The organism is Mammaliicoccus sp. C-M13, from assembly GCF_022386845.1.
Lineage (GTDB): Bacteria > Bacillota > Bacilli > Staphylococcales > Staphylococcaceae > Mammaliicoccus > Mammaliicoccus lentus.
Genome location: NZ_JAJNHQ010000004.1, coordinates 41,708 through 55,491, shown reverse-complemented (window position 1 = coordinate 55,491; position 13,784 = coordinate 41,708). Strand labels below are relative to the sequence as shown.

Below are 13,784 nucleotides of genomic sequence, written 5' to 3'. Positions count from 1 at the left end.
TTCTTTTGTATTTAAAAGAAAATAGTTGAATTAAACGAAACTTAATATAAAATTTACATTAGATTAACAATTATCGTTTAATATTCACAATGGTTACAAAAAATTTAATTGAGGTGTCTTATGGAATTGTCGGCGCTAGAAATTATCTTCACTTTTATAGGTGGTCTAGGTATATTTCTTTATGGTATTAAGCAAATGGGAGACGGATTACAAGCTGCAGCAGGAGATAGACTGAGAAGTATTTTAAATAGATTTACTAGCAACCCAATAATGGGCGTATTAGCTGGTATGATTGTTACAATTTTGATTCAAAGTAGTTCAGGTACAACAGTTATTACGATAGGGTTAGTCAGCGCAGGCTTTATGACGCTAAGACAAGCAATTGGTGTCGTAATGGGTGCAAATATCGGTACAACTGTTACTGCATTTATTATTGGTATTGATATTGGGGAATATTCTTTACCTATATTAGCAATTGGTGCATTTTTAATATTCTTTGTTCAAAAACGTAAAGTTAAGAATGTTGGTATGATATTCTTTGGTTTCGGTTCTTTGTTCTATGGGTTAGAGCTAATGAGTGGCGCAGTAAAACCTTTAGCTAATTTAGATGGATTCCACAATATTATGCTAAATATGTCTCATACACCGATACTAGGTGTTGCTGCAGGAACATTTGTAACATTAATCGTTCAAAGTTCTAGTGCAACAATTGGTATATTGCAAGGATTCTTTGCGAATGATTTAATATCATTACACGGAGCTTTGCCTATTTTATTAGGCGATAACATTGGTACAACAATTACAGCTATATTGGCAAGTTTAGCAGGTTCATTAGCAGCTAAACGCGTTGCAGTTACACATGTATTGTTTAACTTAATCGGTGCGGCAATTTTCTTATTAATTTTACCGATTTATGAAGCGGCTGTTACATGGATGCAAGGTGCATTTAGATTAAATCCAGAAATGGTAATCGCATTTGCACATGGTACATTTAACATTACAAACACATTGATTCAATTACCATTTATTTTTGTATTAGCGTGGTTAGTTACAAAAATTATTCCTGGTGAAGATTTAAATGAAAAATATAAACCTAAATATTTAGATAATAACTTAATCAATAGAGCGCCGAGTATTGCATTGCAAGAAGCGCAAGATGAAATTAGAAACATCGGAAAGTTATCAATGTCTATGCTTGAAAAAGTAGATCACACAGATGATAAAGCTGTTAAAAAACATAAACAAAAACACGCTGCCATCGAGAATATGTATGATAATGTTAGACAATATTTAAATAAATTGTCAGAGAAAAAATTATCAGCAAAAGACGGAGAACGTCTATCTGTATTATATGATGTGAATAGAACAATTTTGAAAGTATCAGCACTAACAGAATCTTATTTAGATGAACTGCAGAAAAAAGAATCATCTGATATTCGAATCTCAGAAAAAGCTGAGCAAAGTATAGATAGACTTTATGAACATGTTAAAATTTCATATGAAAAAACATTCGAAGCATTTGATGTATATGATTATGTTAAAAAAGATGAGGTTGTAAAACGAAGTGAAGATTCATATTTATTAGAACATGACTTAAGAAAGAAACATATTAAACGTTTAAGTTCTGGGGAATGCTCACCAGAAGGCAGTCTTGTATATATAGATATGATCTCAATATTAGAGCGTATAGGTTATCATTCAAGGAACATTTCAGAATCAATGATTAACCTTGGAGAAGATACGTATACTCAAACATCTGAAGTAAGATTATAAAAATAAGCATATCACTTAACTGATTATTTCAGTTTAAAAGTGATATGCTTATTTATTTTGAGTTAGAATTTATGTCCGAGAATATTGAGAATAAGCTAAAAAATCGCGGAAATATTTTCATCAGATGAAAATATATTCTAATACGAACAATAAGTTTCTAAACAAGTGTTATTGATTGGTGTTTATCATTATTTAATTTACGATATGTATAAAGAGTAATATTTATAAATTTTTATAACATTAAATGTAAGCGTTTGCTAAAATGAAAATTAATTATAATTGAAAAGGGGAAATAGCGATGCAATTAAATGTAGGTATTATAGGTTGTGGTGGTATAGCGAATGGCAAGCATTTACCAAGCTTGCAGAAAATTGAAGAAGTAAATATTGTAGCATTTTGTGATATAGATGTAGAGAAGGCTGAAGTAGCAGCAGACTATTACGGTACTGAACAAGCAAAGGCTTATGCAGATTATAAAGAGTTGTTGAAAGATGAAACGATTGATGTTATTCACGTTTGTACGCCAAATAGTTCGCATAAAGAATTAACAATTGCTTCATTGGAAGCAGGCAAGCATGTGATGTGTGAAAAACCAATGGCTAAGACAACTGAAGAAGCACAAGAAATGATTGAAGCAGCTAAAAGAACTGGTAAGAAATTAACGATTGGTTATCAAAATCGTTTTAGACCAGATAGCCAGTACTTACGTCAAGCAACACAACGTGGAGATTTAGGGGATATATATTATGGTAAAGCACATGCTATACGTAGAAGAGCAGTGCCTACGTGGGGTGTATTCTTAGATGAAGAACAACAAGGTGGAGGCCCGTTAATTGATATTGGAACACATGCACTTGATTTAACATTATGGATGATGGATAACTATGAACCTGAATCAGTAATGGGGTCAACTTTTCATAAATTAGGTAAAAAAGAAAATGCAGCAAATGCTTGGGGACCATGGGATCCTAAGGAATTTACTGTAGAAGATTCTGCATTTGGATTTATCAAGATGAAAGATGGTGCAACAATCGTTTTAGAATCAAGTTGGGCGCTTAATTCACTTAATGTAGATGAAGCTAAATGTGAACTTTCAGGAACTGAAGGTGGAGCAGACATGAAAGATGGCTTAAGAATACATGGTGAAGACTTTGGTTCACTATATACAACTCAAGTTGAACTTGAAAATAAAGGCGTGGACTTTTATGAAGGAGAACAAGTTGATGAAGCAGAAGTAGAAGCGCGTTCATGGATTGATAGTATTTTGAATGATACTGATCCTGTCGTAAAACCTGAAGAAGCTATTGTCATCACTCAAATATTAGAAGGTATATATAAATCTGCGAAAACAGGAAAAGCTGTTTATTTTGAATAATAACTAAAGGGGATGTCTAAATGAATATAACAGTATGGAATGAATTTCGTCACGAAGTAGAAAGCGAAGAAATTAAGAAAGTTTACCCAAAAGGCATTCATAATGTCATAGCTGAATTTTTAAGTGAAAAACACAATGTTAAAAAAGCAACATTGGATGAACGAGAACACGGTTTAACTGATGATGTATTAAATCAGACAGATGTCTTAATTTGGTGGGGACATAAAGCTCACGATGAAGTAGAAGATTCAATTGTTGAAAAAGTAAAGCAGCGCGTACTAGATGGAATGGGATTAATTGTGTTACATTCAGCACATTTCTCTAAAATATTTAAAAGCTTGATGGGGACAACATGTGATTTAAAATGGCGTGAAGCAGATGATAGAGAAAGACTTTGGGTTGTAGATCCTACTCACCCAATAACAGAAGGTTTAGACTCATATATCGAATTAGAAAAAGAAGAAATGTACGGCGAGCACTTTGATATACCAGCACCAGATGAAACAGTATTTATAAGTTGGTTTGAAGGCGGAGAAGTATTCCGTAGTGGCGCAACTTTCAAACGTGGAAACGGAAAAATATTTTATTTTAGACCTGGACATGAAAGCTATCCTACATATTATAACTCACAAATACAGCACGTTATTAAAAATGCAGTGGAATGGGCTGAAAACCGTAACACTCCTAAACATCAATATGGTAATGCTCAACCGTTAGAGCATATCAGTGAGAAATAGGTGAGTGAATTATGGACAAATTAAAATTAGGTATGATAGGCGTTGGAGGTATTGCTCAAAACAGACATATACCTGCATTTAAACAATTAAAAGGTACTGCTCAAATTGTAGGTGTTCAAGACATTAACTATGATTTAGCACAACAAGTAGCTAAAGAACATATGATACCTCATGTGTTTAAAGATTATGAAGAAATGTTTAACGAAATAGATGCAGTTGTAATATGCACACCGAATAAGTTTCATGCAGAAATAAGTATTGCGGCGTTAAATGCAGGTGTTCATGTATTTTGTGAAAAACCAATGGCCATGAATAAAGAAGAATGTGATGCGATGATTGAAGCGGCTAATAGAGCAAATAAATTGTTAGCTATTGGATACCATTATCGATTTACAGATGCTGCTATTACAGCTCATAAAGCAATTGAAGGTGGCACTGTAGGGAGTCCTCTTGTTACAAGAGTTCAAGCAATGCGTAGACGTAAAGTACCTGGATGGGGAGTTTTTACGAATAAAGAACTACAAGGTGGTGGAAGTCTAATAGATTACGGTTGTCATTTATTAGATTTATCACTTTGGTTACTTGAGGATGTCCAACCTGTTGAAGTATTAGGTAAAACTTATAACCGATTAAGTAAAACACCTAATCAAATTAATGACTGGGGAACATTTGATAGTAGTACTTTTGAAGTGGACGATCATGTTTCTAGTTTTATTACATTTGACGATCAGTCTACGATGCAATTTGAGTGTTCTTGGTCAGCGAACATTAAAGAAGATAACATACATTTAAGTATTTCAGGCGTTGATGGAGGATTGAATGTGTATCCATTTGAAATATATCAACCTAAATTTGGTAACTTTTTTAATGAAAAAGCTGTAGCAGAACATAATGAAGATTTAGCAGCACAGAGACAAGCCATGAATTTTGTGAACAGTTGTTTAGGACTAGAATCTTTAATTGTACAACCAGAACAAGCTCGAAAAGTCAGTCTCATTATAGATGCAATATATAGAAGCAGTGAAGAAGGACGTAGTGTTAGATTAATTTAATATCAAATATAAAGGAGCGATACATATGAAAATAGGTGTGTTTACAGTACTTTTTCAAGATAAATCATTTGAGGAAATGTTAGATTATGTCGCGAATTCAGGTTTGAAGATGGTAGAAATCGGAACAGGTGGTAACCCGGGAAATCATTTTTGTGATGTTGATGCATTATTAGAAAGTGAAGCTAAACGTGAATCTTTCATGGATGCGATTAAACAACGCGGATTAGAAATTAGTGCGTTTAGTTGTCACGATAATCCAGTTTCGCCGGATGAAGAACATGCTAAACAAGCACACGATACATTTATTAAAACAGTGAAGCTTGCATCGATTTTAGGAGTGCCTGTAGTCAATACATTTTCAGGTATACCAGGATCAGATGAAGATGCCAAACATCCAAATTGGCCAGTCACACCATGGCCAACAGCATACTCAGAAATTTATGAATGGCAATGGGAAGAGAAGCTGATACCTTATTGGAAAGAAGCGGCACAATTTGCTAAAGATCATAACGTTAAAATCGGAATAGAATTACATGCTGGATTTTCGGTGCACACACCACATACGTTATTAAAATTAAGAGAAGCAACTAACGATGCAATAGGTGCGAATCTAGATCCAAGTCATTTATGGTGGCAAGGTATTGATCCAGTAGCTGCTATAAAAATACTGGGCAAAGCAAACGCTATTCATCACTTCCATGCAAAAGACACATACATTGATCAGGAAAATGTAAATATGTACGGATTAACAGACATGCAACCATATGGCTCCGTACAATCTAGAGCATGGACATTTAGGTCTGTCGGTTATGGACATAGCCCTCAAGTATGGGGTGATATAATAAGCGCATTAAGAATCAATGGATATGATTACGTCGTGAGTATTGAACATGAAGATCCTATAATGTCCGTAGAAGAAGGCTTCCAAAAAGCAGTACAAAATCTACAATACGTAAATATAAACGAAATACTCGAAAATATTTGGTGGGCATGATGAAAACCATGACCTTAGCGAGTGTAAAACTCGCTAAGGTCATGGTTTTATTTTAGGTTGAACTTTTGGGTGCACTTCATAAAGACGTGTGTATTTGGATTATTGAGGTAGAAAATCCAATAAGAATGCTGCTCTTACAACAATGGTGGTTTTTATTGAAAACATCAAATATAATATTGAATTTTTCGTTGACCTTCTTTTTTGAAGTGTTGGTTACATAATTTTCTAATTGCCCATTCATTTCCATCACACCATATTTGAGCTTCTTTCAAAGTAAAAGGTTCGTTTTTCAATATATATAATTCTTTTAAGTTTTCTAAATATAGTAATTGTCTTGCAATTTTCTTCGAACAATACATACATTCACCAAACCTCTTATGACTATTTAATTGTATGTGTCCTATTTTTCTGCATTGTGGGCACCATAATCCAGGATTTATTTGGTCAAAAGGTAATAAATTCTTTGGATAGATTTTCGAAAAATCTTTCTTCAAGGTCTTTATTCTATTCAAAATAATTTTATTTTCTTCTATTTTATAATTTTTAATTAGTTTTGGGATTTTGTGTAATTCTGTAGGTAGTAGTACTTGATTGCGATGAGGGATTTCTGTATGAAGTGTAAATGTAGGGTTAGTAAAGACGAGATAGGATTCAACTGTACGTTTGATATCAAGTTTAGATTTTATAAGTTCCAGTTCATACTCAGCCCGCTTCATCTGCTGAAAAGGTGTTTGAAATATATTTCCATAGCTATTTTTAAGTTGGTTATCAATTATATAGTAGTCACCTTTGTAGTGTTTAATTTCTAAATTCATAATTTTTTCGTCGTCGACAATTAAAAAATCAATTTGAACTTTATTGTTTATATCCAATTCGATATCATGCACATAATTTAACTTAAGTTCTTGATCTAATATTTGTTTAATTAATTCTTCTCCTTCTATTCCTTTTATTTGTCTAAATAATTCTCGAGTTGTTTCATTTTGTTCTAAGCGACCGTCTAGCGCTTTTAAATAAGTGACATATTCAATATACCTGCCTCCTATTTTTTTACAATTATTATATAATATATATTCAGTAAATAACATCTATAAATTATTCCAATTTATATCATCAACATTAGTAAATAGACTATTATCTTGTTCGCGAGCTCTGACTTTATTCATAACTCCTATATCTTCTAAATAAAATGTCTCTTGTATACTGTCCCACTCATCTTTACTAATTATTACTGCACTATTATGTGATTTTTTATCACTAATAATTATTGGTTTATGATTTTCATTTACCTTTTTAAGCAAGTTATAAAAATGTTTTTTAGCATACTCTGGCGTTAATGTGTCATTTTGTATCATTGTTTCCCTCCTTTTAATTATAGATTAATTTTTCTTTGGATTTATAACATTATAGACTTTTATAAAAAAATAATATAACGCATTAGTATGTAGAAACATAAAGATAGCTCTAAATATTTAATTCGATAGTTTTTATTCGGATATTTCAATAATATTTATCTATATTTTCTACAATGACTGGATCCACCATATGTATTACCTCTTCATAATCGTTTATGCTTTTATCATTTATCAAATTTTTTTCTTCACTAACAAAGTCAAAAATGTATGGCATAAAGACTTGATTTAAATCATCAAAGATGAAAATAAAGAAATGATTGAACTCTTTTCTATATAGTGATTCCATGACTTCATTTTCAAAGCGAATATCAACGCACACACACAAAATATAATTCTCATAGAAACTTAAATCGATATTTTCAATAGTGTTCCTATCAACATATATACATACTAAAGGCATTATATGCCTTTCATTAGTGGCCACATCAAAAGCTAATTTATCTTCATCAAAAACAAAGTTACCTACCTTTAATCCTTTATATTGAAAGAAGAACGCAACATAGCTAGTTTTTTCTTGAGCCTGAAGGTTGCTTCTTTTGACATTAGATTTATGATCATAGAAAACTGTAACACTTCTTTGGCTTATACCTCTCATTTTGATTGTGTTGTTGGCTTTATCGTTGTTTAGGGTTGTATAGAAAGTACTTGAAAATTGCCCTGTTATTAACTTTAATTGTTTTATTGTTATGGCGTTATTCTTTATGATAGATGCTATGTCGTTAATACCTCGATTGGATAAATTTTGTTCCTTCGAAATTTTTTGACTAATGATCTCGCACATATTAAATTCCTCCAATTGTTTTAATATTTTATGATTTTTAATCACTCTTGTTTAATATTGAATTAAGATTATCATATATTTTTTAAAAAATAAACACTGATAAAATCTAATATTTTCATAATACTTAGAGCAACTAGATATTATATTCTAGTTTTTTTATTTTAAGTATAAAAATAAAAAAACAATAAATTTCATGTGTTTATAAATGTAACAGTTAATTAAAATAAAGTTAGTTACTATCATCATAGGGATGTTTTACTGAACTATTAAGTACTAATTTTTAAGGTATGGTTAGATTAACTATTGGGATTAACTTTGATAAAAAAGTATTATGAATTATTGGATTGAATTGATAAACTAGAAAGTGGAATTTTTATAAAAATGTCAATATAAAACTAGAAATATAAATATTTATTGATTCATAAAAATTCTTACTGTGTAGTATACGATTATACGTTATACTTCTACTAAGAGATTTGAATGGAGTGATGACATGAATAAACAACGAGATCAATGGTCTTCTAAATTAGGTTTTGTGATGGCAGTAGCAGGCGCAGCGATTGGAATAGGTGCAATATGGAAGTTTCCATACGTTGCTGGTCAGTATGGCGGAGGCGCGTTTTTACTTATATTTATCATTTTTACGTTATTTATAGGTTTACCAATGTTGATTTCAGAATTCATCATTGGTCGTTCAACGAATAAAGAGGCTGTATCGGCATACGACACGTTAGCACCTAAGTCACCATGGCGTATAACAGGAAGATTAGGGGTTATTGGTTGTTTCTTATTGTTATCGTTCTACAGTGTTGTAGGTGGATGGATAACGATTTATACAACGATGAGCATTACAGGTAACTTGATTTCAGATGGTGCAAATTATGGGAAAATGTTCGAAGAAATTATTGGGAATCCCTTTATTGCATTATTAGGTGTACTTGTATTTATATTAATGAATGTACTCGTATTAAATTTTGGTATTAAAAATGGTATCGAAAGAGCGAATCAATATTTAATGCCATTGTTACTAATTTTTTTCCTTATTTTAGTTGTAAGAGCAGTAACATTAGAAGGTGCATCTGAGGGATTAGCGTTCTTCTTTAAATTTAATCTTTCTGATTTTAGTGCAAAAGGTATACTATTTGCGCTTGGTCAATCGTTCTTTGCGCTAGCAGTTGGATTTTCTTGTATGGTTACATATAGTTCTTATTTAAGTAAGAAAGAAAGCTTACCGACATCAGCAGCTTTAGTATCAGGAATGAATATTTTAGTTTCTATTTTAGCTGGTATGGCTATTTTTCCAGTCGTATTTGCTTTTTCATTAGAACCTACTGAAGGACCAGGATTGTTATTTATTGTGTTACCAAATGTTTTTGGACAAATGGCATTTGGCACTTTATTCTTAACATTGTTCTTATTGCTATTCTTATTCGCGACTTTAACTTCTTCATTCAGTCAGTTCGAAATCATTATTTCAGCATTTGAAAAAGATGGTAAACGTTCTAGAAAGAAGATTGTTTGGATATTAGGATTACTGACGTTTATAGCATGTATTCCATCTACATTGTCTTATAGTGTTTTAAGTGACGTATCAATATTTGGGAAATCTATATTTGATGCGACAGATTATTTAGTGAGTAATATATTATTACCAATAGGTTGTTTATTAATCGCAATATTTATATCTTTCAGAATGAATCCAGAACTTGTAGAAAAAGAATTCCGTATGGGGAATCATTTATCTATAAAATGGTTTAAATTATGGAGAGTTTTAATGAGATATATTATACCGATTATTATTATAATTGTATTTATTTTCTCATTATAAAGTCGTGATGTTATGCCAAAAATGAGGTGTAAAATTTGGAATTTAAACAGTTAAAATATTTTGTAGAAATAGTGAGAAATGGTGGTATGACACAAGCGTCTGAACATTTATTTGTAGCTCAATCTACAATAAGTAAAGCCGTTAAAAATTTAGAAAATGAATTTGATATTACATTATTTGATCGTTCACAACGCCATATCAAATTAACAGATACAGGTGAAGTTTTTTACGAAAAAGCAGTTGAATTCCTTACATTATTTGATAAATTAACAATGGAATTGAATGATATATTTGAAATTAAAAAGGGCCATATCAGATTAGGATTATCCCCTATGATAAAAGTGAATTTGATTACAGATAATCTCGAAAAATTCCATAAAAAATATTCTGATGTAACATACGAAGTGCTTGAAGGAGGCGGTAAAGCAGTCGAAAATTACTTGAGCCAAGATGAAATAGACATCGGTGTGACTGCTTTACCAGTAGACTCTTCAAAATTTAATAGTATGCCGCTTTATAAAGAAGAACTCTTTTTAGTGCTTAATCAATCTCATAAACTTTCTCATAAGAAAAAAGTTGCTATACATGAACTTGTAGATGAAGAGTTCGTTTTATTACACGACGATTATTATTTAAGAGATATGATAATTGAAAACTGTCGTAAAGCAGGATTTTATCCTAAAACGGTAGCTAAAATCTCACAGTTAACTTTTATAGATAATATGATTAAAAGAGGTCTAGGAATTTCGATTGTACCAAAGAGTATCGCAGATCAAATGGGAGACGAAGTTAGAGCCATTGAACTCGCAGGCGAGAAAATATATTGGCACCTCGGCCTAATATGGAAAAAAGGTTCATATATGAATCAAGTAACAGAAGAGTGGATGGCATTCTTAAAGCAAGACCTTTAAAAATAAGAGGCTGAGACATGTATTTATGTCTCAGCCTCTTATTTTTAAATTTGTATCAGAATAAAAGTGAATTCGTTAGTTTACGAAATGGTTAATTGGATTTACTACGACAATAATCCAAGTACACATACTTTTATTGGATTTTCTATAACAATAATCCAAATAGACAACTTTTATTGGATTTTCTACCTTTATAATCCAATAAGAAGTGCTCTATGTGAGTTTGTGCAATATTTAATCCAATAAAGCAGTGTCAGCTCTTAATTTTATAAGTTCCATCTCCAAAAAAAGAGCAAGGGGTTTATGGCACTGCACCCTTATTAAGGGAGTTCAATAAAAACACTATTTTCTAGGCTGCTAATTCCCTATATTCTATAGGGGATAAGTAGCCTAGTTTTTGTTTAATTCTAACTTTATTATAGTTTTCAATGTAATTTTCGACAATATCTATTACAATAGTATTAGAGCTTCTAAGCTCACTGTTTAAGTAGAATGTTTCACTCTTTAGAGAGCCATGAAAACATTCTATTGGGGCATTATCAGCTGGCGTTCCCTTACGGGACATGCTTCTGGTAATGCCTTTTTCTGTACATAAGGCATAGTATTCATAAGAGGTATACACACTTCCTTGATCACTATGTAATATAGTCCCTGGTTCCAATTGAAGTTGTTTTAATGTCTCATTTACTAGTTCTTGATTTTGGTTTTTACCAATTTTATATGCCACAATTTCACCATTGTAAGCATCCATGATAGATGAAAGATACAACATTGTATTCCCGAAGGGTAAATAAGTGATATCTGTTAAAAGTACTTCTAAAGGTTTCTCTGCTTTAAAATTTCTATTCAATAGATTATGTGTCTTATAATATGGATTCCCTGGTCTTTTCGATTTCTTCACGCGTACTTTACAATTTAAATTATGTTTTTGCATAATTCTTTGTACTTTCTTGTGATTAATTGTTTTATTATTTTTTCTATTTAACAAGGCAGTTATTTTTCTATAGCCATATGTAAAACGATGCTTCTTACATAGTTCTATAATTTCATTTTCATCCTCAGATATATTGAAATGTTTGTTTTTCCATCTGTAATAATTAGATTTTGGAATATCTAAAGCTTCTAAAATGAGTTTCACTGTATATTTAGATTTCAATTCATTTACTAACTCGACAACTACTTCTGGGACCACTTCCTTTCCAATTCTTTGTACTTTTTTAAAATTTTATTCTCTACTTCTTTACGTTTCAACTCAATTTTAAGTATTTCAACAGTACTTAACTCTTCGATACCTTTTCCGTAGGAATATTGTTTTCCTACTTGTTGATTGAACCTATGTGTTTCACCATTTCTATACCATTTCCACCACTGATCAACTTGGGACTTATTTTTAATGTTTAAAGTATCCATAATTTCTCTTGTACTATATCCTTTAAGTTTCATTTCTACTACTTTATATTTTGTTTCAACTGAATATGCCACTCTTTTCATAGAAAAAACACCTCCGTATAAATTCATTTTAATATGAATTCAACGAAAGTGTTTTTATTTTACTCCCACATCCTGGGGTTAGTGCATTATTTCCTAAGTTCTTTTTTATTTTTTCTAACATAAAAAATATTATTATATGATAATTTAAATGTATTTTATAACTCTGAGTTAAACCTTTATACATCAATAGGTTTAACGCTTACATTAGTCCTGTTTATTATCCTTATATATTTCTTTAAAACTTAAGTATTCCATAACAGAATACTAGAAATCGATATTATGTATTTTATTAATACATAGTAATCTCATATAATATAGATTAAGAGTTTAAAGTAAAAGGGATTGATTAAATATGATGAGACGACTTATAAAGATAATATTACAAGTCACGTTAATATATGGCATTACGTTATTAGGCATGTGGTTAAGAGAATTACTTCATATACCTATAGCAGGTAGTATTGTCGGATTGGCATTATTATTTTGTTTGTTACTATTTAAAGTGATACCTGAACATTGGATAGAAGTTGGTGCTAATAAACTGATCAATGTGATGGTGCTCTTTTTTGTACCTTCAATTGTTGGCATAATGGATATCGCAAATCAAATTGATCCCACATATATTTTTCTAGCGATATTAATCATTATTAGTACAAGTTTAGTGGCATTATCTTCAGGTTATGTTAGTGAAAAATTATTAAAAATTAAACCATCAAGTAAGGAGGACATGTGATGATTATTCAAGCGATAGGCATGATTGTACTAACATTAATAACTTATATTGCAGCTAAGAAACTGCAAGTTAAATATAAGCATCCGCTATTGAACCCTGCTTTAATTGCTTCAATCGTAATCATTTTTGTTTTACTTATATTCGGTTTGAACTACACTGATTATATGGTAGGCGGAACATGGATTCATAATTTCTTGGATTGTTCTGTTGTAAGTTTAGCCTATCCCTTATATAAATTTAGAAAACTCATTTTAGCAAATTTCAAAGTTATTATTACAAGTGTAATGACAGGCATTATGATGAATTTTATAGTCATTTACGGTGCGCTATATATAATGGGGTACCCTAGTCAAACGATTGTGACAGTACTACCAAGGTCTATGACAGCGGCAGTCGGTATAGAAGTTTCAGAACAAATGGGTGGAACAGATACGATAACTGTTATGTTTATTATAGCTACTGGTCTTATTGGTAGTATATTAGGGAATTTCTTTATTACAAAAGGACGTTTTCAAAGTGATTTAGCAAAAGGTATGACATACGGTAATGCCTCTCATGCATTTGGTACTGCAAAAGCTTTAGAAGCTAATTTTGAGGCAGGAGCTTTCAGTACGATTGGTATGATATTAACTGCTGTAATCAGTTCTGTCATACTGCCATTAATGTATTTAATCACAACTTATATATAAATAGT

13 protein-coding genes are annotated in these 13,784 nt (G+C 31.3%); 9 read left to right on the top strand and 4 right to left on the bottom strand.

What is annotated here, in order from left to right:
• Positions 1 to 120 precede the first annotated feature (120 nt).
• The 5 genes from LQ615_RS04440 to LQ615_RS04420 all read left to right on the top strand — a co-directional run bounded on the left by LQ615_RS04440 (position 121) and on the right by LQ615_RS04420 (position 5,931).
• Entirely contained in the window at positions 121 to 1,773 is a 1,653-nt protein-coding gene (locus LQ615_RS04440; protein WP_017001007.1) for a Na/Pi cotransporter family protein, read from the top strand.
• Positions 1,774 to 2,071: 298 nt separating this feature from the next.
• Entirely contained in the window at positions 2,072 to 3,148 is a 1,077-nt protein-coding gene (locus tag LQ615_RS04435) for a Gfo/Idh/MocA family protein (RefSeq protein ID WP_017001008.1), read from the top strand.
• Between the two features lie 20 nt (positions 3,149 to 3,168).
• Positions 3,169 to 3,885: a ThuA domain-containing protein gene (locus tag LQ615_RS04430; protein WP_064204433.1), complete on the top strand. Its 717-nt coding sequence runs from the start codon at positions 3,169 to 3,171 to the stop codon at positions 3,883 to 3,885.
• An 11-nt stretch (positions 3,886 to 3,896) separates the two neighbouring features.
• Entirely contained in the window at positions 3,897 to 4,937 is a 1,041-nt protein-coding gene (locus LQ615_RS04425) for a Gfo/Idh/MocA family protein (RefSeq protein ID WP_064204434.1), read from the top strand.
• Between the two features lie 25 nt (positions 4,938 to 4,962).
• The gene (locus LQ615_RS04420) at positions 4,963 to 5,931 is read left to right on the top strand and encodes a sugar phosphate isomerase/epimerase family protein (RefSeq protein ID WP_064204435.1); all 969 of its coding nucleotides are present in this window, start codon (positions 4,963 to 4,965) and stop codon (positions 5,929 to 5,931) included.
• 164 nt (positions 5,932 to 6,095) lie between these two features.
• On the opposite strand, the gene LQ615_RS04415 is transcribed toward LQ615_RS04420, so the two are convergent.
• From LQ615_RS04415 to LQ615_RS04405, 3 genes are all read right to left on the bottom strand, one after another.
• Entirely contained in the window at positions 6,096 to 7,019 is a 924-nt protein-coding gene (locus LQ615_RS04415) for a nuclease-related domain-containing protein (protein WP_228064685.1), read from the bottom strand.
• On the bottom strand, positions 7,020 to 7,286 hold the full coding sequence (locus LQ615_RS04410) for a type II toxin-antitoxin system Phd/YefM family antitoxin (RefSeq protein WP_064204436.1): 267 nt from the start codon (positions 7,284 to 7,286) through the stop codon (positions 7,020 to 7,022).
• Between the two features lie 145 nt (positions 7,287 to 7,431).
• Complete coding sequence (locus tag LQ615_RS04405; protein WP_064204437.1) at positions 7,432 to 8,127, bottom strand: hypothetical protein; 696 nt, start codon at positions 8,125 to 8,127, stop codon at positions 7,432 to 7,434.
• A gap of 493 nt (positions 8,128 to 8,620) precedes the next feature.
• Between LQ615_RS04405 and LQ615_RS04400 the strand changes: the two genes are divergently transcribed.
• On the top strand, positions 8,621 to 9,955 hold the full coding sequence (locus tag LQ615_RS04400) for a sodium-dependent transporter (RefSeq protein ID WP_135021707.1): 1,335 nt from the start codon (positions 8,621 to 8,623) through the stop codon (positions 9,953 to 9,955).
• Between the two features lie 35 nt (positions 9,956 to 9,990).
• Positions 9,991 to 10,866, top strand: a complete 876-nt coding sequence (gene cidR, locus LQ615_RS04395) for a cidABC operon transcriptional activator CidR (protein WP_017000885.1) — start codon at positions 9,991 to 9,993, stop codon at positions 10,864 to 10,866.
• Positions 10,867 to 11,215: 349 nt separating this feature from the next.
• Here the strand turns inward: cidR and LQ615_RS04390 are convergent.
• A protein-coding gene (locus tag LQ615_RS04390; protein ID WP_239703751.1) for an IS3 family transposase occupies positions 11,216 to 12,357 on the bottom strand; the annotation gives its coding sequence in 2 pieces (ribosomal slippage) (positions 11,216 to 12,087 and positions 12,087 to 12,357; 1,143 coding nt in all).
• Positions 12,358 to 12,709: 352 nt separating this feature from the next.
• On the opposite strand from LQ615_RS04390, the gene LQ615_RS04385 reads away from it, so the two are divergent.
• Both LQ615_RS04385 and LQ615_RS04380 read left to right on the top strand, forming a co-directional pair.
• Positions 12,710 to 13,090, top strand: a complete 381-nt coding sequence (locus LQ615_RS04385; RefSeq protein WP_017000076.1) for a CidA/LrgA family protein — start codon at positions 12,710 to 12,712, stop codon at positions 13,088 to 13,090.
• On the top strand, positions 13,090 to 13,779 hold the full coding sequence (locus LQ615_RS04380) for an LrgB family protein (RefSeq protein WP_017000077.1): 690 nt from the start codon (positions 13,090 to 13,092) through the stop codon (positions 13,777 to 13,779). The genes LQ615_RS04385 and LQ615_RS04380 overlap by 1 nt, the downstream gene beginning before the upstream one ends.
• Positions 13,780 to 13,784: the final 5 nt, after the last annotated feature.